The sequence below is a fragment of the Shinella sp. NM-101 genome, from assembly GCF_021401195.1.
GTDB lineage: Bacteria > Pseudomonadota > Alphaproteobacteria > Rhizobiales > Rhizobiaceae > Shinella.
In genome coordinates this window covers 365,247-388,836 of sequence record NZ_JACBFT010000004.1, presented here as the reverse complement: position 1 = coordinate 388,836, position 23,590 = coordinate 365,247, and the positions used below count along the sequence as shown (strand labels likewise).

At 66.8% G+C, this 23,590-nt stretch carries 25 protein-coding genes; 16 read left to right on the top strand and 9 right to left on the bottom strand.

Translation table 11 applies throughout. The features are described 5' to 3' along the window. The first annotated feature begins 316 nt into the window (after window positions 1–316). The 10 genes from L0976_RS11175 to L0976_RS11130 all read left to right on the top strand — a co-directional run bounded on the left by L0976_RS11175 (window position 317) and on the right by L0976_RS11130 (window position 6,894). Window positions 317–763, top strand: coding sequence for an Rrf2 family transcriptional regulator (locus tag L0976_RS11175; RefSeq protein WP_203320380.1), 447 nt, complete (start codon window positions 317–319; stop codon window positions 761–763). 17 nt (window positions 764–780) lie between these two features. Then, the gene (gene ccoN / locus L0976_RS11170) at window positions 781–2,424 is read left to right on the top strand and encodes a cytochrome-c oxidase, cbb3-type subunit I (protein WP_234187345.1); all 1,644 of its coding nucleotides are present in this window, start codon (window positions 781–783) and stop codon (window positions 2,422–2,424) included. A 2-nt stretch (window positions 2,425–2,426) separates the two neighbouring features. Next, the gene (gene ccoO, locus L0976_RS11165; RefSeq protein ID WP_234187344.1) at window positions 2,427–3,161 is read left to right on the top strand and encodes a cytochrome-c oxidase, cbb3-type subunit II; all 735 of its coding nucleotides are present in this window, start codon (window positions 2,427–2,429) and stop codon (window positions 3,159–3,161) included. A 2-nt stretch (window positions 3,162–3,163) separates the two neighbouring features. Beyond that, window positions 3,164–3,334, top strand: a complete 171-nt coding sequence (locus L0976_RS11160; RefSeq protein ID WP_203320377.1) for a cbb3-type cytochrome c oxidase subunit 3 — start codon at window positions 3,164–3,166, stop codon at window positions 3,332–3,334. A gap of 3 nt (window positions 3,335–3,337) precedes the next feature. After that, window positions 3,338–4,216, top strand: a complete 879-nt coding sequence (gene ccoP, locus L0976_RS11155) for a cytochrome-c oxidase, cbb3-type subunit III (RefSeq protein WP_234187343.1) — start codon at window positions 3,338–3,340, stop codon at window positions 4,214–4,216. Then, window positions 4,213–4,410 (top strand): hypothetical protein, encoded by a 198-nt coding sequence (locus L0976_RS11150; protein WP_234187342.1) that lies wholly within the window; start codon window positions 4,213–4,215, stop codon window positions 4,408–4,410. Before ccoP ends, L0976_RS11150 begins: the two co-directional genes overlap by 4 nt. 14 nt (window positions 4,411–4,424) lie before the next feature. Next, a complete protein-coding gene (locus L0976_RS11145; protein ID WP_234187341.1) occupies window positions 4,425–5,210 on the top strand; it encodes a DUF2189 domain-containing protein in 786 nt (261 codons plus the stop codon). Continuing rightward, window positions 5,207–5,680, top strand: a complete 474-nt coding sequence (locus tag L0976_RS11140; RefSeq protein ID WP_234187340.1) for a group III truncated hemoglobin — start codon at window positions 5,207–5,209, stop codon at window positions 5,678–5,680. The genes L0976_RS11145 and L0976_RS11140 overlap by 4 nt, the downstream gene beginning before the upstream one ends. 148 nt (window positions 5,681–5,828) lie before the next feature. Next, a complete protein-coding gene (locus tag L0976_RS11135; protein ID WP_203320372.1) occupies window positions 5,829–6,203 on the top strand; it encodes a CidA/LrgA family protein in 375 nt (124 codons plus the stop codon). Next, entirely contained in the window at window positions 6,196–6,894 is a 699-nt protein-coding gene (locus L0976_RS11130; RefSeq protein WP_234187339.1) for an LrgB family protein, read from the top strand. The genes L0976_RS11135 and L0976_RS11130 overlap by 8 nt, the downstream gene beginning before the upstream one ends. Before the next feature lie 6 nt (window positions 6,895–6,900). Here the strand turns inward: L0976_RS11130 and L0976_RS11125 are convergent, their stop codons facing one another. The 3 genes from L0976_RS11125 to L0976_RS11115 all read right to left on the bottom strand — a co-directional run bounded on the left by L0976_RS11125 (window position 6,901) and on the right by L0976_RS11115 (window position 10,179). Continuing rightward, window positions 6,901–7,800, bottom strand: a complete 900-nt coding sequence (locus L0976_RS11125; RefSeq protein WP_234187338.1) for a siderophore ABC transporter substrate-binding protein — start codon at window positions 7,798–7,800, stop codon at window positions 6,901–6,903. A 35-nt stretch (window positions 7,801–7,835) separates the two neighbouring features. Further along, window positions 7,836–8,132 carry a DUF2218 domain-containing protein gene (locus L0976_RS11120; protein ID WP_203320369.1) on the bottom strand — a complete coding sequence of 99 codons (297 nt, stop codon included), beginning with the start codon at window positions 8,130–8,132 and terminating at the stop codon, window positions 7,836–7,838. Window positions 8,133–8,193: 61 nt separating this feature from the next. After that, window positions 8,194–10,179: a TonB-dependent receptor domain-containing protein gene (locus tag L0976_RS11115; RefSeq protein ID WP_370643639.1), complete on the bottom strand. Its 1,986-nt coding sequence runs from the start codon at window positions 10,177–10,179 to the stop codon at window positions 8,194–8,196. A gap of 449 nt (window positions 10,180–10,628) precedes the next feature. Here L0976_RS11115 and L0976_RS11110 point away from each other — a divergent pair, with 449 nt between their 5' ends. Beyond that, on the top strand, window positions 10,629–11,390 hold the full coding sequence (locus L0976_RS11110) for a helix-turn-helix domain-containing protein (protein ID WP_234187390.1): 762 nt from the start codon (window positions 10,629–10,631) through the stop codon (window positions 11,388–11,390). Here the strand turns inward: L0976_RS11110 and L0976_RS11105 are convergent. The 4 genes from L0976_RS11105 to L0976_RS11090 are packed head-to-tail and all read right to left on the bottom strand — an operon-like array spanning window position 11,335 to window position 15,584. Then, a complete protein-coding gene (locus tag L0976_RS11105; protein WP_370643637.1) occupies window positions 11,335–12,390 on the bottom strand; it encodes an acyltransferase family protein in 1,056 nt (351 codons plus the stop codon). The genes L0976_RS11110 and L0976_RS11105 overlap by 56 nt on opposite strands. Beyond that, window positions 12,387–13,646 carry an O-antigen ligase gene (locus L0976_RS11100; protein WP_203320367.1) on the bottom strand — a complete coding sequence of 420 codons (1,260 nt, stop codon included), beginning with the start codon at window positions 13,644–13,646 and terminating at the stop codon, window positions 12,387–12,389. The genes L0976_RS11105 and L0976_RS11100 overlap by 4 nt, the downstream gene beginning before the upstream one ends. Window positions 13,647–13,653: 7 nt before the next feature. Further along, entirely contained in the window at window positions 13,654–14,883 is a 1,230-nt protein-coding gene (locus tag L0976_RS11095; protein ID WP_234187337.1) for a polysaccharide biosynthesis/export family protein, read from the bottom strand. A gap of 23 nt (window positions 14,884–14,906) precedes the next feature. Next, window positions 14,907–15,584 carry a sugar transferase gene (locus tag L0976_RS11090; RefSeq protein WP_203320365.1) on the bottom strand — a complete coding sequence of 226 codons (678 nt, stop codon included), beginning with the start codon at window positions 15,582–15,584 and terminating at the stop codon, window positions 14,907–14,909. 713 nt (window positions 15,585–16,297) lie between these two features. Between L0976_RS11090 and L0976_RS11085 the strand changes: the two genes are divergently transcribed. Next, window positions 16,298–16,612 (top strand): exopolysaccharide production repressor protein, encoded by a 315-nt coding sequence (locus L0976_RS11085; RefSeq protein WP_203320364.1) that lies wholly within the window; start codon window positions 16,298–16,300, stop codon window positions 16,610–16,612. Window positions 16,613–16,720: 108 nt separating this feature from the next. Beyond that, window positions 16,721–17,710, top strand: coding sequence for a glycosyltransferase family 2 protein (locus tag L0976_RS11080; RefSeq protein WP_370643636.1), 990 nt, complete (start codon window positions 16,721–16,723; stop codon window positions 17,708–17,710). Between the two features lie 99 nt (window positions 17,711–17,809). Here the strand turns inward: L0976_RS11080 and L0976_RS11075 are convergent, their stop codons facing one another. Then, window positions 17,810–18,736 carry a polysaccharide pyruvyl transferase family protein gene (locus tag L0976_RS11075; RefSeq protein ID WP_234187335.1) on the bottom strand — a complete coding sequence of 309 codons (927 nt, stop codon included), beginning with the start codon at window positions 18,734–18,736 and terminating at the stop codon, window positions 17,810–17,812. A 17-nt stretch (window positions 18,737–18,753) separates the two neighbouring features. Beyond that, a complete protein-coding gene (locus L0976_RS11070) occupies window positions 18,754–19,713 on the bottom strand; it encodes a glycosyltransferase family 2 protein (RefSeq protein ID WP_234187334.1) in 960 nt (319 codons plus the stop codon). A 121-nt stretch (window positions 19,714–19,834) separates the two neighbouring features. On the opposite strand from L0976_RS11070, the gene L0976_RS11065 reads away from it, so the two are divergent. The 3 genes from L0976_RS11065 (at window position 19,835) to L0976_RS11055 (ending at window position 23,582) form a co-directional block, all read left to right on the top strand. Beyond that, entirely contained in the window at window positions 19,835–21,313 is a 1,479-nt protein-coding gene (locus L0976_RS11065; protein WP_234187333.1) for a lipopolysaccharide biosynthesis protein, read from the top strand. 362 nt (window positions 21,314–21,675) lie between these two features. Continuing rightward, window positions 21,676–22,806, top strand: coding sequence for an acyltransferase (locus L0976_RS11060; RefSeq protein WP_370643635.1), 1,131 nt, complete (start codon window positions 21,676–21,678; stop codon window positions 22,804–22,806). A gap of 2 nt (window positions 22,807–22,808) precedes the next feature. After that, the gene (locus L0976_RS11055; RefSeq protein WP_234187332.1) at window positions 22,809–23,582 is read left to right on the top strand and encodes a glycoside hydrolase family 16 protein; all 774 of its coding nucleotides are present in this window, start codon (window positions 22,809–22,811) and stop codon (window positions 23,580–23,582) included. Window positions 23,583–23,590 lie beyond the last annotated feature (8 nt).

Genomic DNA, 23,590 nt, shown 5'->3' with positions numbered 1-23,590 from the left:
GAAAATAAAGTAGAATAAACTATACTTTTAGACTCATGAATCGAACAACATCGCGTCGATTGTCGTTATGTTCACTCAAATATAACGGTATGCACAGCAAAAACATGAAATCCGTTTCGATATATTAAAGATACTCTAAATTACAACTTGACTAATATTTTAGGTCCCCCCCACGGATGCGACTATTCACGCCAACGGGCTCATGCAGCCTGCGACGCTATTGCACTTTCACGACAGGAATCCTTGCGCTAAAAGTGGCATAGGGAATACTTCTTATCACATCATCGCGCGGCCCGCGAGGCCCGGGGAATTGCAGATGCGGATGACGCTTCACACCGACTATGCCCTGCGCATGCTGATCTACGTGGCGACGCGCCCGGACGGGGCCTGTACGGTCAACGACGTGGCGGAAGCCTACAAGCTTTCGCGCAACCACCTCCTGAAGGTGGCGCAGACCCTGCGCGACCTCGGCCTCGTCGAGACCACGCGTGGCCGCGCCGGCGGTATCCGGCTTGCAAGGCCCCCGCAGGAGATCGCCGTCGGCGCCCTCGTCAGGGCGACGGAAGAGGAATTCTCGCTCGCCGAATGCATGCAGGCCGGGGGTCGGCCCTGCGCGATCTCGCCGTCCTGCCGGCTCAAGGGCATGCTGCACGAGGCGCTCGGCGCCTTCCTGGCCGTGCTCGACAAATACACACTGGCCGACATCGTGCGGAACCGGGCGGCGCTCGGTCCGCTGCTCGGCATCGACGCCACGGCGGCGTGAGAGGAAGGGGAACGGCAATGCTATCCGGATTGACGGTTTCGGAGCGCCATGCCGCGCTCTTCGTGCTCGGCGCGCTGGCGCTGGTGGGGCTCGCCATGGCGGTGGCCGGCCAGGGCGATCCGCTCGCCGTGCACGGCTATATCGTGCTCGCCTTCAGCCTCGCCCTCGGCTTTGCGGTCCTGTCCGTCCTCTTCTCCCCCGAGCCGCCGGAAAGCCGGCTTTCGGAATATTACGACGACCCGACGCGGGTCGGCATCATCCTGTCGCTCGCCTGGGCGGTCGCCGGCATGTTCGTCGGTGTCTGGGTGGCCGCGCTCTTGGCCTGGCCGGAGCTGACCTTCGTGGATTCGGCCTGGGCGAGCTTCGGGCGGCTGCGGCCGGTGCACACATCCGGCGTCATCTTCGGCTTCGGCGGCAATGCGCTGATCGCCACTTCGTTCCACGTCCTCCAGCGCACCTGTCGCGCGCGGCTGCCCGACCAGTTCAGCCCGTGGTTCGTGCTGATCGGCTACAATCTCTTCTGTCTTGTCGCCGCGACCGGCTACCTGATGGGCCTCACCCAGTCCAAGGAATATGCCGAGCCGGAATGGTATGCCGACATCTGGCTGGTCATCGTCTGGGTCGTCTATTTCCTGATCTACATCCGCACGCTCCAGCGCCGCAAGGAGCCGCATATCTACGTGGCGAACTGGTACTACATGGCCTTCATCCTGGTCGTGGCGGTGCTGCACATCGTCAACAACCTCGCCGTGCCGGTCTCCTTCGGTCATGCGAAAAGCTATTCGCTGTTTTCCGGCGTGCAGGACGCCATGACGCAATGGTGGTACGGCCACAACGCCGTCGCCTTCTTCCTGACCTCCGGCTTCCTCGGCATGATGTACTACTACCTGCCGAAGCGCGCGGAGCGGCCGATCTTCTCCTACCGGCTCTCCATCATCAGCTTCTGGGGAATCACCTTCATGTATATGTGGGCGGGCGCGCACCACCTGCACTACACCGCCCTGCCGCAATGGGTGCAGACGCTCGGCATGACCTTCTCCATCGTGCTGCTGGTGCCCTCCTGGGCGTCTGCCGGCAACGCGCTCGCCACGCTCAACGGCGCCTGGCACAAGGTGCGCGACGACGCGACGCTGCGCTTCATGATGGTCGCCGCCGTCTTCTACGGCCTCTCGACCTTCGAGGGCTCGTTCATGGCGATCCGCGCCGTCAACTCGCTCTCGCACTATACCGACTGGACCGTCGGCCATGTCCATGCCGGCGCGCTCGGCTGGGTGGCGATGATCACCTTCGGCTCGCTCTACGCCCTCGTGCCGTGGATGTGGAAGACGGAGCGCATGTATTCGCCGAGGCTGATCGAGGTCCACTTCTGGCTCGCGCTGGCCGGCACCGTCGTCTACGTCTTCGCCATGTGGAATTCGGGCATCATCCAGGGCCTGATGTGGCGCACCTACAATGACAGCGGCACGCTCGCCTATTCCTTCATCGACAGCCTGGTCGCCATGCATCCCTACTATATCGCCCGCGCCTTCGGCGGCCTGCTGTTCCTCACCGGCGCGGTGGTCTGCTGCATCAATGTCGGCATGACGATCCGCATGGCGCGCCATGCGGTGAAGGCCGGGGCGGGCGGCGACGTTCCCGTCCTCGCACCGGCGGGAGAATGACCATGAAGGAATTCTTCCACCGCAGGATCGAGCGCAACGCCATCGGCTTCGTGCTCGCCATCGTCGGCGTCGCCTCCATCGGCGGCCTCGTCGAGATCGCCCCGCTCTTCACCATCCACGAAACGGTGGAGGACGCGCCGGACATGCGGCTCTACACGCCGCTGGAGCTGGCCGGCCGCAACATCTACATCCGCGAGGGCTGTTACGCCTGTCATTCGCAGATGATCCGCACGCTGCGCGACGAGGTGGAGCGCTACGGCCCCTATTCGCTCGCCGTGGAATCGAAATACGACCACCCGATGCTCTGGGGCTCCAAGCGCACCGGGCCGGACCTTGCCCGCCTCGGCGGCAAGTATTCCGACGCCTGGCACGTCGCCCACCTGATGAACCCGCGCGACGTGGTGCCGGAATCGGTGATGCCGCGCTACGGCTGGCTGAAGACCAATGCGCTGAGGATCGACGATCTCGGCGAGCACCTTGCCGCCCAGCGCGCCGTCGGGGTGCCCTATACGAACGAGATGATCGCGAACGCCACCGCGGACGCCCGCGGCCAGGCGAACCCGGACGGCAACGAGGCCGCCGGCGTCGGCGAGCGCTACGGCGAGAAGACGAACGTGCGCGCCTTCGACGGCAATCCGGGCCTGCTGACGGAGATGGACGCGCTCGTCGCCTATCTCCAGATCGTCGGCCAGCTCACGGCGGCCGCCCACCAGGAAACCGCGGCAAAGGAGGAATAGGAATGGAAGCCGATCACAACACCGTCGTCGCCTTCGCCAAGAGCTGGGGCCTTTTCTACCTCATCGCGATGGCCGCGGGCGTCCTGATCTACGCGCTGTGGCCCGGCAACCGGAAGCGCTTCAACCGCGCCAAGAAGAGCATTCTCGACAAAGACGACCGGCCAAAGGACTAGACGATGGCAACCGAGAGACGCGATCCCGCCACCGGGCGGGCGACCACCGGGCATGAATGGAACGGCATCGAGGAGCTGGAGACGCCGATCCCGCGCGTCGTCATCTTCTTCCTGACGGTCACCACGCTGTTTGCCATCGGCTATTGGATCCTGATGCCGGCCTGGCCGCTCGGCGTGACCTATACGAAGGGACTGCTCGGCATCGACCAGCGCGCCGTCGTGACGAAGCAGGTCGAGGACGCCGCCGCGACCCGCGCGGTCTGGACCGGCCGCATCGCCGAGGCGAGCCTTGAGGACATCGCCGCCGACCCGGACCTGATGAACCATGTGCGCGAGACGGGCCGCACGCTCTTCATCGACAATTGCGCCGCCTGCCACGGCACGCGCGGCACCGGCGGGCCGGGCTTCCCCAACCTTGCCGCCAGGGCCTGGCTCTGGGGCGGCGAGCCGGACACCATCGCCGAGACGATCCGCATCGGCATCAACTCCACCAACGAGGAGACGCGCGTCTCGCAGATGATGGCCTTCGGCCGCGACGGCGTGCTCGACGACGGGCAGGTCCGCGCGGTCGCCGCCTATGTCCGCTCGCTCTCCGACCTGCCGATGGGGGCTGGCGACAAGGCGATGGTCGAGGACGGCAGGCAGGTCTTCGCCGACAATTGCGTCGCCTGCCACGGCGAGGACGGGCATGGCAGCACGGATGTCGGTGCGCCGAACCTTGCCGACGCGACATGGATCTACGGCAGTGACGCGCAGACCGTCTTCACCACGGTCTATTCCGGGCGGCAGGGCCACATGCCGCATTGGGAAGGCCGGCTCTCGCCGGTCGACATCAAGATCCTGGCGCTCTATGTCGGCACGCTCGGGGAGGCCGCCCGATGAACACGCTTACGGACAGGCCGCGCCGCAACTGGCGGCTCGTCTCCCTCCTGATCGCCGGGGCGGGCGTGCTGGTCTTCATCGGCGCCAATGCGCATCTCGTCCATGTCGCCCTCTCCTCGCAGCCCGACTGCGTGGAGCACCTGAAGACGCAAGGCCGGGACGGCGCATACCGCGCCGCCGGCCCGGCCTGCTGAACGGAGGAGACCCCATGGGAACGACCGAAAAGACCGGCAACGCCGCCCTGCCGCTCGCCGAGCAGCGCCGCCGCCACCTTCCCGCCAGCGCCGCCCTCGGCTGGCTTTCCGCCGGCTGGCGCGACCTCTGGCGCACACCGCTGCCGAGCCTCCTCTACGGGCTTGCCGTCTTCCTCCTCTCCGTGGCGGTCGTCTGGTGCCTCTTCCGCTGGGAGCTGGACTATATCCTCTTCCCCGCGCTCGCCGGCTTCATGGTGGTCGGCCCGCTGGTGGCGATCGGCCTCTACCGCAAGAGCCGGGACCTGGAGGACGGCATCGCGCCGAGCCTGTCGCGCATGATCTTCGTCAAGGCCGCTTCGGGCGGGCAGGTCTGGTATACCGGCGCGATCCTCTGCCTGCTGATGGTCGTCTGGATGCGCGCCGCGGTCATCATCTATGCGCTCTTCGTGGGGCTTCGCCCCTTCCCCGGCCTCGACGGTGTCGTCGCCATGCTGTTCTCGACGCCCGAGGGGCTCGGCATGCTCGTCGTCGGCACGGCGGTGGGCGGGCTCTTCGCCGCCTTCTCCTTCGCCATCAGCACCTTCGCCATCCCCATGCTGCTCGCCGAGAAGACGGACGCCTTCACGGCCATGGGCACCAGCATCTCGCTGGTCTTCCGCAACCTGCCGGTCATGCTCGCCTGGGGCGCCATCGTGCTCGTCCTCACCGCGCTCGGCATCGCCACGGGCTTCCTCGGCCTCATCGTCATCTTCCCGCTGCTCGGCCACGGCACCTGGCACAGCTACAGGGCGATCCGATGAAGGGCCGGCCCGCGCCGCAGCGCACCATCGTCGTCGACGGCAAGCCCCTGCCGGAGGTGCTGGACGAGGCGATGGTCCATGCCGTCGTCCACGGCTTCTACGACGAGATCCGCAAGGACGACCTGCTCGGCCCGATCTTCAACGGCCATATCGCGCCGGATGACTGGCCGGCACATCTTGCCCGGATGTGCGACTTCTGGTCGGCGACGCTCCTGCGCACCGACCGCTACGAGGGCCGCCCGCTTTCGCCGCACCTTGCCATGCCGGAGCTTCAGGAGGCGCATTTCCGCCGCTGGCTCTCGCTCTTCCGGGCGACGGTCCAGCGGCTCTGCCCGCCCGAGGTCGCCGATCTCTTCCTCGACCGGGCGCTGCGCATCGCCCATTCCTTCCGCCTCGCCATCGCCTTCCACCGCGGCGAGGATTCCATGGCGGTCGCGCCGATCTCGCGCGACGCCCTCGACGGAGCATGATTCCAAAAGTCCGTGACCGGCAAGGGCCATGGATTTAACGGCGCAACACATTTAATCCTCTTCCGGCAGGCGGGCCGTCGCGGTCCGCCTCGCACCGAGGACAAATGTATTGCACGCCGGTGCCAGGCACCGGCCCCGGAGTGGCCCCATGCTTGTCGGAATCACGATTCTTCTTGTTTTTCAGCTCATCGGCGAAATATCCGCCTATTTTCTCGGCGGCCTCGTGCCGGGGCCTGTCATCGGCATGGCGATGGTCGCCGTGGTGCTGATGCTGACCGGCGGCGTGACCTCGCTGGCGCCGGCGCACCGGCAGACCATCGACACGTCGAAGGCAATCCTGGCCAATCTCGGCATCCTCTTCGTGCCGGCCGGCGTCGGCATCGTCCAGCATCTCGACTTCATCCGCGACCGCGGCCTCGCCCTGCTCGCCATCGTGCTCCTGTCGACGGTGATCACGCTGGCGGTGACGGTCTGGGTCTTCATCCTCGTCAAGCGGCTTTCCGGGGGATACGGCCATGACTGACGGGCTCTGGGTCTATCTCGCCACCTCGCCGCTGCTCTGGCTGGCCGGAACGCTCGTCGTCTGGCTCGCCGCGACGGGCATTGCCCGCCTCAGCCCCGGCAATGCGCTGCTCAACCCGATCATGCTGTCGATCGCCGTCATCGCCGCCGTGCTGCTGATCGCCGGCATCGACTACGGCAGCTATTTCGCGGGCGCGCAGTTTATCCACTTCCTGCTCGGCCCCGCCACGGTGGCGCTCGGCATCCCGCTCTACGAGAATCTGTCGCTGGTCAGGAGCAACCTCGTGCCCATGCTGGCCGCCCTCGTCATGGGCAGCCTCGCGGCGGTGGGCTCGACGGTGTTCCTCAGCCATCTCTTCGGCTTCACGCCGGCCGTCGTCGCCTCGCTCGCGCCGAAATCGACCACCGCCGCGGTCGCCATGGCGATCTCCTCCGGCCTCAAGGGCGATCCGGCGCTGACGGCCGCGGTCGTCGTGCTCACCGGCATCTGCGGGGCGATCGTCGTGACGCCGATGATGAACGCCATGCGCATCCGGGACTACAGCGCGCGCGGCTTTGCCGTGGGGCTCGCCTCCCACGGCATCGGCACCGCGCGGGCCTATTCGGTGGACCCGGTGGCCGGGCTGTTCTCCGGGATCGCCATGGGCCTCAACGCCGTGCTGACGTCGCTGATCGTCCACCTGTTCCTGTGAGGCGCCTCACTTCGCGGAAAAGGCCTTGGTGATCGCCTCGAGGATGCGCTCGGTCGACTGCACGCCGCCGGCGGCGATGTAGAAGTCCGGCGCCGGCAGGTAGACGACCTGGCCCTTCTTCCATGCGGTCGTCTCGGCGACGAGCTCGTTGTCGAGCGTCGCCTTGGCGCCCTGCTCGTTGGAGCCGATGGCGGCGGCGCGGTCGAGCACCAGCAGCCAGTCCGGATTGGCCTCGCGGATGAACTCGAAGGAGACGGCCTCGCCATGCGTGGCGGACTGGATCTCGGCCAGCGCCGGCGGCAGGTCGAGCGCGGCATGCACCCAGCCGAAGCGCGAGCCCGGGCCATAGGCGGAGACCTTGGGACCGTTGGTCATGACGATCAGCGCCTTGCCCTTGCCGGCGACGGCGGCCCTGGCGGCGGCGAGCTTCGCATCGAGCTCGCCCGCGATCGCCTTCGCCTCCTCCGCCTTGCCGAAGAGCTCGCCATAGGTGGCAAGCCGCGCCTTGGCCTCGCCCAGGAGCTCGTCGCCGTCGATGGTCATGTCGAGCGTCGGGGCGACCTTCGCCGTCACGTCCGCCTTGGCGGCGGAGCGGGCGCCGACGATGACGAGGTCGGGCGCGAGCGCGCTCAGCGCCTCGAGGTCCGGCTCGAACAGCGTGCCGATCACCGCGGCCCCGTCCCTCGCCGCTTCCAGCGCCGGCACGTAGAGCTTGTCCGGCAAGCCGGCCGGGTGGATGCCGAGGCGGTTGAGCGTATCGACGGCGGCGGCGTCATAGACGGCGATGGTCTTCGGCGTGCCGTCGACCGCAACGGTGCCGCGCGCCGTGACAACGTCCATGGCGCCCGCGGAGACGGCCGAGAGGGCAAGGGCGGCGAGCGCGGTGATGAGGCGGGAAGGTTTCATGGGTTTACCTGTCGTGCTGATTGGGCGTGAAAAGGTCAGGCGGCCCTGTCCTGCCGCCAGTCGAGCGCTTCCAGCTTCTCGCGGAAGGCGAAGCGCACGAGATGGGATTCGATGATCTCCTGTGTCTGGGCGAGCCCCTCCTCGTCCGCGGCGGTCACGACCATGCTGAGGCCGTTCTCATCCGCCTGAAGGACGGCCGCGCCGCGCGGGAACCGACAGTCGCCCCGGCTTTCCGTATAGGTGACGGCGATCTTGTGGGCGAAATGCTTGCAGAGCTGCACCAGATATTTCTGGCCGCTCGCGGTTTCGAGATAGGCAGCGGATTCGGGCACGGCCGGACCTTTCGGAAATGAAGGGCGCCCCCGCCGCCGGCGCGGCAGGGGCGCGGATGGATCAGAACTTCACGCCGGCATGCAGCGTGATGGTGCGGCCCGGCGCGAAGACGGGGTCGATGCCGCCGCGGTTCGAGCTTGTAGCATAGCTCGACCGCTCGAAATATTTCCTGTCGAACAGATTGTCGACGCCGAGGCGCAGCGTGACGTTCTCGTATGACGGCGGCGTCCATTCCGAATAGATGTTGACGACGGCATAGGAAGGCTGGTCGTAGAAGCCGCCGGCCCTTGCGAGCGCATCGGAGATCCTGCCGGCCCAGGCCACGGTGGTGCCGACCTTCATGTTGTAGTCGGGGATCGCATGGTCGATATAGAAGGTCGCCATGTCGCCGACCGGCATGAAGGTCCCGCTGTTCGGCAGCGCCGCCTTGCCGCCCGCCGTCACCTTGGCGTGGGTGAAGGTCGCGCCGAGGGTCGTTTCCTCGAATGTCCAGCTCGCATTCAGCGTGACGCCGCGGCTGCGGTATTCGTTGGGATCGTTTTTCAGCGAGGGCGCATCGTAGTTCGGCAGGCCGTCGATGCGCGTGTCGAACAGCGTGATGCCGGCATTCCAGTCCTCGCCGCCGAAATTCGCACCGACCTTGAAGTTCTTCGCCGAACCCGTGTCGAAGGCCGGGTCGGTATAGAAGGCGTCGTTGCGGGCGTGCACGTAGCCGTAGTCGCCGATGACGTAGCCGAGCCAGGTGCGCGAGGCGCCGGCGAACACCTCGAAACTGTCGGTGAACTTGTAGGCGACCGTCGCATTCACGCTCGCGCCGCTGTCGGAGAAGCGCTTGTCGTCCCAGTCCTCGAAGCGGTGCGAGTCGTAGCGCGCGCCGGTCGAGACGTTGAAGCCGTTGTCGAATTCGAAGCGGCCCTGCGTGAAGACGCCGAACTGCGTGGTGTCGAAGTCGCGGTAGCGGCGGTTGTTGTTGCCGTAGTTGTCGGTGTGGTAGTCGTGCTGGCCGAAGTCGATGCCGGCGGTGATCTTGCCGGGATCGATGGTGAAGGTGTTCTGGATCTTGCCGCCGTAGAGATCCTCATTGAGGATCATGTTGCCGTTCGTGCGGTTCTGGTAGTTGGTCCGCCAGTAGTCGTTCCGGCTGTAGTACAGCATGAACTCGGGGTCCCACAGATCCGTCGGGCCGGTCGAGGTATAGGTCAGCTTGACGGTGTCGCGGGCGACCTCCAGCGGGTGCAGCGTATCGCCCGGCAGGTCCATGTTCATCTTGATCAGGCGGTCCGCGTTGTCGCGGCTGCGCTCGTAACCGAGCTCGATGCGGTTGTCCTCGACCTCGTAGCCGAGCTTGGCGAGGATGTTGCGGGCCGCCGGTTCCGTGCCCTTGACGACATCGCCGTCGCCGTCCTTGTAGTCCTTGCCCTTCTGGCCGTGGGTCATGACGAACCAGTCGAAGTTGCCGGTGCGGCCATAGGCGGCCGCGCTGCCGGAAACGCCGCTGCCGTTTGTGCCGACCGTGGTGCCGATCCGCGCGCCGAAGTCCTTGCCGTCCTCCAGCAGGTCGTTGGCGCCGACCGTCTCGTAGCGCACGGCGCCGGCCGCGGCGGCAAAGCCGGAATCGGCCGCGGCCGCGCCGGCTTCCACCTCGACGCGCTTGAGGAAGGCCGGGTCGATGACGCTGGAGCCCGTGTGGTGCCAGCTCGTCGCCGTCTGCGGCACGCCGTCGACCGTCACCGCGAGGTTGGACTGTTCCATGCCGAAGACGTGGATGCGCTTGGACGGCCCGCCGCCGCCGGAAACCGTGATGGAGGACTGGCGCGAAAAGAGCTCGGAGACGTTGGCCGGCTGCAGCGTCTCCAGCTCGTCCTGCGAGACCACCGTGCCGCCCGTCGCCACAACGTTGTCGCGCCCCGCATTGATGACGGTGATCGTCTCGAGCGTCGTCGCCTCGTCCTCGGCGGCCTTGCGGGAGGTGTCCTGCGCGTGCAGCGCGGCGGACATGGCCAGCAGCGACACGCCGGCGAGCGGGAACATCAGCTTCAGTTTCATCTGTCTACTCCAAGCCGTCTCAAGGCACGGCTCATCGGCGGCCCGGGACAGGCCCGGCACCTGGCTACGAACGGTTCTGTGGAAGGAAGGGCGCATGCCGCAACCGGCGCGCCCGAGCTGGATCAGCGCCCTACCGAAGGGTTCTGGACTGCATTGCGTTTGGCCCCCTGCACCTGCGCCCCGCCGCCATCTTTTCCGAAACCGGCTTGATGGAAACTGGCGAAACGCATAAACATGATTAACGAAGTCATGTATTATGTCGCCATGGCCGCGGTGTCGACACCAAAGAGTTTGTCGGGAATCGCAAAGTTTTTCGCGAAAACGGCACGGCGGCCTTAACGCACGGTGGCAGCATGCAATACACATCCCAGGACATCTTCATCGGCGCGATCGAGAACGTGCCGAACTGCACCCCCCGCACGCACGAGCAGACGATCTGGTCGAAGTTCATGCTGATGGTGATCCTCGAGGGGCGCCAGCATTTCGTCATCGACGGCGTGCGCTTCCGGCTGGATGCGGGCATCGGGCCGGCGGCAACGCCGCTGGTCTTCATGCTGAACGTCGCCCAGCCGAGCCGGCTGCGCTTCATCAACGAGGCGGGCGCCGTCCTCAGCAAGGTGATGATCTCCGCGCCGCTGCCCTGGCTGCAGCGGCTGATGGAGACCGAAGACGGCATGCCGGTGCTGCGCAACTTCTTCGCCGAGCACCTGGCGCATTTTTCGTTCGAGCCGGGCCAGCACATCCTCCAGACCGCCGAGAAGATCATGCATCCCCCGCCGATGCCGACGGGGGAGCTCAGCTCGATCTATCTCAAGTCGCAGGGGCTCGACATCATGTGGCAGTCCTGCCTCCAGCTCGTGGCCGACAATGCCGGCGGCTGGCAGCAGCCGAGCATGATGAGCCTGCGCCAGTGCGAGCGGGTGCGCGATTTCATCGTCGCCAATCTCGGCGAGGAGCTTTCGGTGGACCTCATCGCCTCGCAGGCGGGCACCAGCCCCTCGACGATCCAGCGGCACTTCAAGGAGCATTTCGGCCAGACGATCTTCGACTTCATCCGCCAGAAGCGGCTGGAGGCGGCGCGCGACGCGCTGGCGACGGACGGCATCCCCGTTTCCAAGGCGGCCCACCTTGCCGGCTATACCAGCGTGTCGAGCTTCACGACGGCCTTCCGGCGGACCTACGGGGTGACGCCGAAGCAGATGCGGGCCTAGGGTTTCCCACCCAACCGCGCAGCAGCGGCCGCTCCACGAAATGCCAGGCGCAGAGGCCGGCGGCAATGCCCGCGGCGGCCGAGCCGACAAGGACGAGGGACGGCGGCGCGCCGGCCATCGCCCCGAGCTTCGCGACGACCGAGATCGCGAAGGTATGCCAGAGATAGATCGAATAGGACGCGTCCCCAAGGAGGGCGGGGACCTTGAGCCGCGCCACGCCGCCGCGCGTCTCCAGCGCGGCCGTGCCGTAGACGAGGAGGCAGGCGAGCGGCCCGCAGGTCCATTCGTCGAAGGGCAGCCTCAGGATGCCGATGGCCGCAAAGCCGGCAAGGCCGAGGCCGACGAGGGCAAGCGCGACCGCCCGCCCCGGCACCCGGCCGGCAAGCCACAGCCGCCCGATCAGCATGCCGGCGACGAATTCCAGGATGATCGGCCGGGTATAGGTGGCAAGCAGCGGCGAATCGCTGCTGACGGCAAGGCCAACGGCAACAAGCAGGCCGAAGGCGGCGGCGATGACGCCGAGCCTGAGGCGTGCCGGAAGGAAGAGGCAGGCGGCGAAGGCGGCGTAGAAGAACATCTCGTAATTGAGCGTCCAGCCCTGCACCAGCACCGGCCAGATCTCCCCGCTGCTCGGAGAGCGCGCCGGCACGAAGAACAGCGAGGCGGCGACATGCCCGGCCGTCAGCACCAGGTTGGGGAAGAGGCCGGCCAGGGCGCCCGCCACCATCACCCCCGTCGCCAGCCAGTAGACCGGCACGATCCGCCTCATGCGCTCCTTGAGGAACCGGCCCGGCGTCACCGGCCGCCGTTCGGCGATGACCCACATGATGAAGCCGCTGATGACGAAGAACACGTCGACCCCGGCCGCGCCGATGGCGAAGGCATGGCCGCTGCGCTCGGCCGCATGGAAGAAGACGACCGCGAGCGCCGCCACGGCGCGCAGGTACTGGATGCCGTAGAGCGTTCCCCGGCCCCCGCCCGGCCCGGCCACGGCCGTCACGCGGGCACCATCCGGTGCCGGGGCACGGCCGGGCGCGGCGCATTGCGGCGCCGGCCGTCGGCGAGCTTGCCGGCCGAGAAATAGAGCAGGAACGAGCCGACATGGTAGGGATTGAGGATGTCGATCTCCACGAAGGTGCGCACGGCGAGCAGCGCGGCGACCGTGAAGAGCACCAGCGCCTCCACGTCCCGCGCCGCCGAAAGCAGGCGGGCGAGGTGACCGCCGAGCGTGACGAGGAGCACCATGGTCAGGAGGAGGCAACCGACAAGGCCGGTCTCCACCGTGGCGGCGATGAAGGTGTTGTGGAAGTGGAAACCGCTGCGCCCGGCGATGAAGAAGGCCGCCCAGAGCCGTTCGGCCTCGGCGAAGCCCTGTACCCAGAAGGCCTGGTAGCCGATGCCGAAGAAGGGCGCCTCTCCCGCCGCCGCGATGCCCTGCTGCCAGAGATAGGTGCGCCCGGTCAGCGTCGCATCCTTGCCGAAGGCGCCGAGCAGCAGCTCGTAGCCCCCGCCATAGGCGGCGGCAAGGCCGGCGAGGACGGAAAGCACGGCAAGCGCCGCAAACAGCATCTTGCGGTGGAAGGGCGCCAGCATCTCGAGCGCGCGCAGCGAAAGGCACAGGCCGGCGACGGCGGCGGTGGTGAGCACCGAGGTCGCCGATTGCGAGGCCTTCAGGCAATAGAGCGCCAGCAGCACGCAGCCGACGGCGGCGAACCGCCAGAGGCCGCGCTCCACCCCGAGGAAGAGCGCGGCGAAGGCGAAGAGCACGGCGAGCGAGGCGTAGAAGCCGAGCTGGTTCTTGGAGGCGAAGGCGCCGACGAAGCTGTAGGTGCCGTCGAGCGGATCGAGATGGTAGACGCCGAAGAGAAGCGAGAAGACGAGCACCAGCCCCGTGCCGATCAGCCCGCCGCGCACCAGCGTGCGCGTATCGACGACGCGCATGGCGATCAGCGCGCAGACGATGTGGGAAAGGTACTGCAGCGCCGCGCGCGCCGTGGTGCCGGGCGCCGCGGACCAGAAGACCGAGAGGCAGGCGAGGAGCGCGAAGGCGAAGATCCACAGGTAATGCCCGTAATTGCCGAGCACGCGCCGGTAGTCCACCGCCACGAGCGGCAGCCAGAGCGCATAGTAGACGAGGATCGCCGCCTGCCCGAAGCGGAAGGAATAGGCGAAGACGAAGAAGGACAGCGCCACGGCGAGCGCGCCATAGGCGCCGTTGCCGGACGGTCCGATCAGCCGCGCCTTGGCGATCCGCATCCCCGCCTCACTGGGTCGCGAGGCCGACATCCACCTTCACGACGTCGCCCGGCAGGACCGGCGTCGTCTCGGTGGCGCGGATCGCCTCGGTCTTGCCCTTGACCGTGCGCAGGATCGAATAGCCGATATTGGCGGCGGACAGCCCGCCCTTCAGGTTGGCCGCATCGGCCGACTGCATCAGCGCCTCGGACATCAGGTCGCGGCTGGTGCCGAGCTTCAGCGCCAGCGTATCGAGCTCCTGCTCGGTGTTCTGCAGCTCCTGCGCCAGTTGCGCGTCCCAGTCGTTCTGCAGGTTCGTCTCGTCCTGCCCGGCCTTGTTGATGTCCTGCCTGGCCTTCAGCGAGGCCGTGTCGATGTCGAGCAGGGCCGCCTGGAGATCGGCCGCGCGCTGCTCGAGCGCGAGGCGCCGCGAGCTGATGGCAAGGCCCTTCTCGGCAAGCGCGTCCATCTTGGAAAGATCGCCCTGGACGAGTTCGAGCTGGCGGGTCTGGGTATCGGATTTCTTGCCGAGGGAATCGGTCTCGTTCGTCAGCAGCGACTTGAGGTCGGCAAGCGCGGTGAGCTGCAGCCGCAGCCGCTTTTCCCGCGAGGCCATCAGCGCCTTCTCGCTCTCCAGGATCGGGCGCGCCTCCTCGGACTTGCCGAGCTCCTTCGGCATCTCGATGTCCCTGGCCCCGCCCATCTCGGCAAGAATGCGCGCCCGGCGGATGAGCAGGCGGTTGCGCTCGGCGACATAGACGGCGGCCTCGCCCTCCGAGCGCAGGAAATCGCGGGCGAAGCGCTGGCCGGGATCGGCCCGGCGCAGCCCGCCGCCGAAGCTGACGGCCTTCAGCACCGTCAGGCCCGGCGCGTAAGGGTAGGCCCCCGGCGTCTGCACCTCGCCGGAGAGGTAGACCGGCCGGTATTCGGCGATCTCCACGGAGGCCGACGGCAGGTCCTTGAGGCCGAAGAGCACCTGCATCTTCTTGCCGATGTCGGCGGAAAGCTCCGCCGCCGTGCGCCCGTCCGCCGGCAACTGGCCGATGAACGGCAGCGACAGCGCGCCGTCCGCGCCGATGCTGTAGTCGCCGCTGACGGCGCTCCAGTCGCGGATGGCGCCTTCGGCCGTCTGCCATTCGGCCACGCGGATGCGCAGCTTGTCCATCACGCCGAGCCGGTATTCCTCCGCGAAGGCGGAAGGGGCGAGCGTGAGCACGAGGGCAAGGGCGGGCAAGGCCGCTCTGGTGATCGTCTTCATGGGTATCCCTCTCTCCGGGGCCGTCAATAGCTGCCGCGCGACAGGCATACGGCCGGAATGGTGCGCGCGACGATGACGAGATCGGATGTGAGCGACCAGTTGCGGACATAATGCGTGTCGAACGCGACGCGCGTGGCATAGGAGACGTCGTTGCGGCCGCTGACCTGCCAGAGGCCCGTAAGGCCCGGGCGGCTGCGCAGATAGTAGACGGCGGAGGCCTCGTAGAGTTCCAGTTCGTCCTCCACCACCGGGCGCGGCCCGACGATGCTCATCTCCCCCTTGAGGATGTTGACGAGCTGCGGCAGCTCGTCGAGGCTGAGCTTGCGCAGGACTGTGCCGACGACGGTGACGCGCGGATCGTCCTGCAGCTTGCGCGTGGCGCGCCATTCCTCCAGCGCCTCCGGGTTCTGCTCCAGATGCTGCTGGAGAAGCACGTCGCCGTTTTCCGCCATGGTGCGGAACTTCAGGCAGCGGAAGGTCGATCCGTTATAGCCGATGCGGCGATGGCCATAAAAGACGCTGCCGCCGTCGGAATATTTCACGAGTGCCATGATCAGCACGAAGATCGGGCTGAGCACGACGAGGGCGGCAAGCGCCACCAGGATGTCAAAGCTCCGTTTCGATATTCCCCCCACCGGCGGAGCGCCGGTTGCAATCGAACTGAAAAACGGCGTACTGGCCGATCTGCTCGCGGACTTCATAGAGATGGCTCCATTGGATTTGCGATATGGTCGGGTCCCTCGGACGCGTCCCGACATCCAATGCGGAGTGTATGGTCACAGTTTGTTTTTCGAAGCGTGATCTGCCGAATTGAATGCGCACCCACGGCATATAAGCAAATCTTAATATCCTAAAATTTTAACGATCAAAGTAACCTTCAAGTAACAAATCCCGTCTTCCCGCGCATAGCGCGATAACGCCGCACCGGTTCTTCCTGTGCCACGGCGCCCATCACTTCTTTTGACCGATTAGGCGCTTCCGTTTTTACACGCCAATACACGAAGCGCCAGCCTCGCAGCCGACGACCCACATCGCAAGACCTGAAAACGGCACCGGTTTTTGCATCGCAATATTATTTTGCAGCGCACATTTCTCCATAAGAAATCGCTCATATTGTAACAAAGTGTGATCGGCTGGTGCCGGGCATCGCAACCCATCGGCTGCGATGCGGCGCGGCGCACTCGCCTTCCCGGCGCATTTGCAGGCCCGAGCGGAAGGAAGGATGACGGAATCGGGGCAGGAAGGAGGCCGGCGCGATTCTCCGGCGGGCCACAACCGCCTTAACGGAAGCGCAAGACAAATGGGCAAGGATCGGAACAGGCCGCGCCCGGCACTGGTTAATCCTGATGATTGCACGCCGAAGCGCTGCACCCTATAGTTCGATCGAGCCTCAGAGGAGAAGGCGGACCCATCGATGAAACGTGCGCCGGAAACGAAATGGCGGGACAGCACGGCCTATGCGCCGCGCTTCTTCCTGAGCATGGGCATCGCGCTCGTGGCCTTTGCCGCGGTCACCTATGTCAGCACGGGCTCCATCGCCACGACGGCGCTGCGCACCTTCCTCTGCGCGATCCTCATCCAGGTCGGCTATTTCCTCGCCACGCTCTATCTCGTCTGGCGCACCGCCAAGGCACGCCGGGCCGGGACGGGCACGGCACGGCCGGACCTCGAAAAGGCCAAACCCCAGGTCTCCGTCCCGATGAACGAGCCCGGCCACTCCAAGCCCTGAACGACGCCCGGTCCGCGGGGGCCGTTTTTGTGCCCCCTTTTCCTTTCATGCTGCATTGCAGCGCGGGTGCGCCCCGCGCCGATTGTTCAATGCATGGAGAGGTATGTCGTGACCCGCGATGAGAAAGTCTGCGTCATCATTGCCGCGAGGAATGCGGAACAAACGATCGGCCGGGCGGTGCGCTCGGCGCTCGCCGAGCCTGACGTCGACGAGGTCGTGGTGGTGGACGACGCATCGGACGACCGCACCATGGCGGCGGCGGCCGCCGCGGACGACACGACCCGGCGGCTCGACATCATCCGCTTCCGCACGAACCGCGGGCCGTCCGCCGCCCGCAACCACGCCATCGCCATTTCCCGCGCGCCGCTGATCGCCATCCTAGATGCCGACGACTTCTTCTTTCCCGGCCGCTTCCGGCGGATGCTCGCCTGTCCGGACTGGGATTTCATCGCCGACAACATCGCCTTCATGCAGGAGGCCGATCCCGCGCCGCAGCCGGAAGACTTTCCGCCGCATCCGCGCCGGCTCGGCCTGAAGGATTTCATCCTCGGCAACATCTCGCGCCGCGGCGCCCCGCGCGGCGAGCTCGGCTTCCTGAAACCCGTCATGCGCCGCGCCTTCCTCGACGCCCACGACCTCAGCTACCGCGAGGACATGCGGCTCGGCGAGGATTACGAGCTCTATGTGCGGGCGCTCATCGCCGGTGCGCGCTATACCGTCATCGAAAGCTGCGGCTACGGCGCGGTGGTGCGTCCCGATTCGCTGAGCGGACGGCACCGGACGAAGGATCTCGAAGCGCTGCACGAGGCCGAATGCACGATCCTGGCCACAGGCAACGTGCCCTCCGAAGCAGCCGAAGCCATGCGCCGCCATTGCCGCCAGGTCGGCCAGCGTCAAGCGCTGCGCCATTTCCTCGACCGCAAGCGCGAGGGCGGCGCGGGCGCGGCCCTCGCCTATGCCGCCGGCAACCCGGCCGCCCTGCCCGCCATCGCCCAGGGCATCCTCACCGACAAGCTGGAAGCGGCGCGGCGGCGAATGCGGCCAACGGAGCCGAGGCCGCAGGAAGGACTGCGCTACCTGCTGCCCGCCGGACGGTAATCGCTACACTATCATGTGGGAAACCAGCGCCGTTCAGCCCCCTCCGCCCCACCTGCGGGGAGAAGGGAGGCGGGGCGAGGCCGTGCCCGGGGCTTCCCCTCACAGATAATGCCGCCGCACGCCTTCCAGCACCGCGTAAAGCCGCTCCTTGCGTTCGCAAAGGCGGGCGTCCGTGCTGAGCTGCGGCTCCGCCCGGCTCGCCTGCCACAGGGCGAGCGTCGAGGGCGCGGCGAGGACCTGCTTGGCGGCAAGGCGCAGGCGCGAGCGGGGGGCGGCCTGTGCGACGGCCACCGTGTCCGCCTCGGCCGCATGTCCCGCGCCCTCGTAATCGACGCCCCAGAAGCGGGCGCCCTTGATGATCGCCTCGGCGCGGGTGGAGATGGGAATGCGCCGGGCCGTCGGGTCGACATCGACCGTCGCGGCCCAGTCGCGCCACTTGAAGCCGTTGATATTGGCCGAGGTGCTGACCGCCACCCAGGGCACGCGGAAGGCGTCGGCGAGGATCGCCCCGTGCATGGATTCGGCGACGATCAGCTCGCAGGCGGCGATCTCGCGGATCACGTCCTTCGCCTCGCCGCGCGGATCGATGTAATGCAGCCCCGCCATGGCGCAGACGAGCGGCCAGAGCCCCGCCACCGCCGATTCCCAATGGGGAACGAAGGCGCATTTGATGCGCTTCGGCTGGTCCGCGAATTCCGGCATGTCGGCGACCAGCACCGCCGGATCGACGATGCCGAGCTCTTCCCGCACGCCGACCCTTGCGGCCGTCAGCGGGCCGCGCACCGAGCGCACGTCCCACAGGTCCCGGTCGCGCATGTCCGGCAGGGTGCCGTAGCCGAAGCCGCTGCCGAGCACGAGCTTGCGGCCCTCCTTCGGCAGCAGCGCGCTGTTGAGCACCGTGCCGACGCCGACGAGCAGCACGTCCGGATGCGCCTCGCGGAATCCCGGCAGCAGGAAATCCCAGAGCCAGAGATTGAGGTCATCACCGAAATTGCCGTGCTGCGATTCCCAGTAAAAGGGCTTCATCCTGACCTCCTGTCCGCTCAGCGGGAGAACTTGCCGACGGCAAGGCCGACGACGCTGGCGAGCAGGCGCGGATCGCGCACCGCCCAGCGGGCCAGCATGTCGAACTGCGGCAGCTTGCGGTGCCTGACGCGCCGCGCCTGGCTCCAGAGCGCCTGCCGGCGCGCCGTCTGCTTGTAGGCGCGCAGCGAGGCGACCTCGGCGGGGCGCTCGGCAAAGCGGCTCTCCAGCCGGTCGAGCGCCACCCAGGTGTTGAACTGCTGGCGCAGGAACTGCGGCGAATCGTTGTCGACGCCGTGGAAGATGTTGATCCCCTCCCCGCGCACCGCGCCCGCCGCCCCGCTCAGCACCACCCGCCGCGCGGCGAGCACACAGTCGCAGAAGAACAGCACGTCCTCGGCCGCGAGCCTGAGGGCCGCATCGAAGCGCACCCGCTCGAAGACCGGCCGGGCGATGACCATGGCGGACAGGTGCAGGAAGCTCCAGTTCTTCAACATGACCTGCGTGAGATCGGGAATCTCGATCAGCAGCGGATCGTCGTTGAGACGCACCGTCGCCTCCGTCCTTTCGAGGTCCTCGACGCCGAAATGATAGTAGAAGGCATCGCCCCCGGTGATCGAGGCGAAGTAGCAATCGGCGGAAAAATGCGTCATCGCGGCATGGGCGATCGCGAGGTGACCGGGCGCCCAGGTGTCGTCCGAATCGAGGAAGGCGACGAAGTCGCTCGCCGCCGGGACATGGCCGAGCCCGGTGTTGCGCGCGCCGCCCGGCCCGGCATTTTCCTGGCGGATGACGCGCACGCGCGCCTGCTCGTCCTCGGAAAAGTCGATCAGATCGCCATCGGGCGGCCAGGGGGATTCATCGTCGACGACGATGACGTCGAAGTCGTTGAATCCCTGAGCAAAAACGGACGCGAGCGCACGCCTCAGGATGCCCGGCTCCTTCTGGTAGAAGGGGATGATAACTGTCAGCTTCGCCATCTTTTCGTCCCTGTGGTTTCTCTAGAAAGAGGTTCGTCTGGTCTCCTCCCACCGGGGCGCGGCCGTTTCCGGCGCAGGCTTTTGTCTCGTCGAGGCTCCTTTTGTGAAGCGGAATCCACCCATGTCCCAGTCCGTGAACGCGAAATCGGTGACGCGAAACGTCGGCTGGAGCGTCCTATCCAAGACAAGCACATTCGGGCTTAAGTTTGTCACCGTGCCCATTCTCGCCCGGCTCCTGACGCCCGAAGAGTTCGGCGCGGTGGCCGTCGCGCTCGCCGTCGTGCAGTTCCTCGCCATGATCGGCGGGGCGGGTCTCGCCTCCGCCCTCATCCTCGAACCGGGGGAGGAAAAGGGCACGATCCACTCGGTCTTCTGGGCCAATCTCGGCTTCGCCTTTCTGATGGCGGCGGGGCTCTATGTCTTCGCCGAACCCCTGGCCGACTGGTTCGGCGCGGCGGATGCGGCCTGGCTGCTGCGGGTCATGTGCCTGCTCATCCCGCTCCAGCTTGCCGGCGACGTCGCCTATGCGCTGGTCGCCCGGCGCATGCAGTTCAGCCGCGATGCGCTGTGGAGCATGATCTCCGAATCGCTCGCCGCCATCGCGGCGGTCGTCCTCGCCATCGCCGGCTTCGGCGTCTTCGCGCTGGTCGCCCAGCTCTTCGTCGCCGGGGTCATCCGGCTTGCCGGCCTCTTCCTCGTCTCGCGCTACCTGCCGCGCTTCCACTTCCATGCGGCGAGCGTCGTGCGGCTGACGCGCTTCAGCCTCGGCCTGATGGGCTCGGAGGTCGCCAATTTCGTCACCTTCCAGTCGCCCATGGTGGTGATCTCGCGCTTCCTCGGCCTTGCCGATGCCGGCGCCTATTCCGCCGCCAACCGCTTTTCCAGCATTCCCAACCAGGTGGTGCTGTCGGGCGTCATGGGCGTGCTCTTCCCCGCCTTCAGCGCGATGATGCACGACCGCGCGCGCCGCTCGCAGGCGCTGATGCTCAGCACGCAGGTGACGACCCTCCTGCTCGCGCCGATGATGTTCGGCCTGTGGGCGCTCGCCGAACCCTCGATGCTGCTGCTCTTCGGCCCGCAATGGGCGGCCGCCTGGCCGGTGCTCGGGCTGCTGGCGCTCTCCAAGGGGCTGCTGACGCCGTGCAGCACCTTCATCCCCTATCTCAAGGGGTCGGGCCATGGCGGGGCGCTCTTCTGGTGGGCGGTCGGCCGCGCCGCAGCGACCACCGCCGCCGTCGCCTACGGCGCCTGGCACGGCACGCTGATCGAGGCGATGGTCGCCCTCTGCCTCGTCAATGCCGCCGTCCTCGTCGGCTATTCCTGGGTGGTGTTCCGGGCGGACGGGTCGCCCTTCCTTTCCGGCTTCTACCGCGCGATCCGCCCCATGCTCACCGCCGCGCTGATGGCGCTCGCCGTGCGCCATGCGCTCGACCACTATCTCGCGCCGCATTTCCATCCCGTCCTGCAGGTCGCCATCGGCATCGCGCTCGGCGGCGTGATCTATGCGGTCCTCACCCTTCTCACCGAGCGCCCGCTGCTGCGAAAGCTCCTCGACATGGTGCGCCGTCCCCGCGCCTCCGCGCTCGCCAGCCTGCCTTGAGCCTGCCCCATTTCGGGGCCGGCCTGCCGGAATCAGCGCAGTCCTGCGCGAGATCGGCACAGCAGAGCAAAAAAAATTCGGCCCCGCCTGCACCCAGAAATTGCGCATGCATCAGTAATTTCGAATAGGCTGCAAAGTATTGAAGCGCCGGTCTTCACATTGACCTCACGCTTATGTGAGCGTGTATTTCCCGCGAACTGCACTTGCCCCGGCTATGCTGCAATGCAACCGCCGTCGCCGGCAAATTTGCTGCGTCGCCATATTTTGCGCTGTCCACTCACCCAAACTCCTCTTCACGGGGTGCAGGCCCCATCGTTTGAAGCCGCCCGATCGGAACGGCGCACCAGAGGGGTGACGGAACCGTGCAAATCGACGCGACCGTTTCGGCACGCATCAACATGATGCGCATCGTGCTGATCACCGGGATCATCTTCGTGCATGTTCCCTACGACCCGGCGACGAGCCCCTATGCGGGCACGTTCGGCGGGCTGGACTGGCTGCGGGTGTTCCTCGCCGACAGCCTCTTCCGCATCGGCGTGCCGTGCCTTTCCGCCATCTCCGGCTACCTGCTCTTCCACCGCGGGTTCGAGGCCTTCGATTACCGCCGGACGCTGCGCACCAAGGCCTCGACGATCCTCCTGCCCTTCCTGCTCTGGAACACGGCCTTCCTCGCGCTGGTCTATCTCGCGCAGTGGCGCGGCATCGGCTTCGGCTACCTGCCGGATGTCGTCAACGCCACGCCGCGCGAGCTGATGAACCTCGGCCTTGCCGTCGAGACCTGGCCGATCAACATCCCGCTCTACTTCCTGCGCGACCTTCTGCTCTGCCTCGTCCTGTCGCCGCTGATCGCGCTGGCCGTCATGCGCTACCCGCGCACCGTGCTCGCCCTGATGCTGGCCTTTGCCGTGCTGCCGGTGCCGAGCGGCATCTTCCTCAAGAAATCCATCCTGTTCGGCTTCAGCCTCGGTGCCGCGCTGGCGCTGCACCGTGTCGACATCAGGCGCCTGGACCGCTTCGCCCTGCCGGTCGTCTCGGCCGTGCTGGCGATGGCCGTGCTGCTCGCCGCCCTGCTCTACGCCCATGGACCGGAATTCCCCGTCTGGCTCGACATGCTGCGCGGCATGGCGGCCATCGCCGGCATCTTCGGCGCCTGGGCGTTCTCGGCGCTCCTCATCCGCACCCGCGCGGGCCAGGCGCTGTCGCGGCTCGGCGGGCTCAGCTTCTGGATCTTCTGCGGCCACTACCCGCTGCTCATCCTGTTCTGGATGGTCTGGAACCGGCTCGCCATCCCCGATTACCCGCTGTTCTACGCGGCAAGCCCGGTGCTTGCCCTTGCCGTCCTCGTTTCCACCCACGCGGCGGCGCGGCGCTTTGCGCCCGCGCTGCATGCCATCCTCACGGGCCGCCGCATGGGCGAGCGCAAGCGCGCCGCGGCCGGGCGACACCAGCACCCGGAGATGAAGCCCGCCGGCTCCATCGCCCAAAGGAGGTGACCATGACCCTTGCCCTGAAGACGACCGCCCTTCTCGCCACCCTCGCCGCCGCAGGTCCCCTTGCCGCGCAGGAGGGCGCGAACGGCACCTCCTTCGTCGAGGAATTCGACCGGCTCGACACCGCCCGCTGGTATGTCTCCGACGGCTGGAACAACGGCGCGCACCAGAACTGCACCTGGTCGAAGGACGCGGTGAAGGCGGCGGGCGGCAAGCTTACCCTCTCCTTCGACGCCCGGCCGGCCGGCGACCGCCGATATGCCTGCGGCGAGGTGCAGACCCGCAAGCGCTACGGCTACGGCACCTATGAGGTGCGCATGAAATCGGCGAGCGGCCCGGGGCTCAATTCGGCCTTCTTCAGCTATATCGGCCCGACCGACAAGAAGCCGCACGACGAGATCGACTTCGAGGTGCTCGGCAAGGATACCTCCCGCGTCCAGGTCAACCAGTACATCGCCGGCAAGGGCGGCAACGAGAAGCTCGTCGCCGTTCCCGGCGGCGCCGACAGCGGCTTCAACGACTATGCCTTCGTCTGGCGCAAGGACCGCATCGCCTACTACCTCAACGGCACGCTCGTGCACGAGGTGACGGACGCACGGAAACTTCCGACCAATGCGCAGAAGATCTTCCTGTCGCTCTGGGGCACCGATACGCTCAGCGACTGGATGGGCCGCTTCGCCTTTGCCGGGCCGGCGACGATGGAGGTGGAGCGCATCGCCTTCACCGCCGAGGGCGAGCCCTGCCAGTTCGACGGCTCCGTCGCCTGCCTCGTGAACTGAGGATGGCG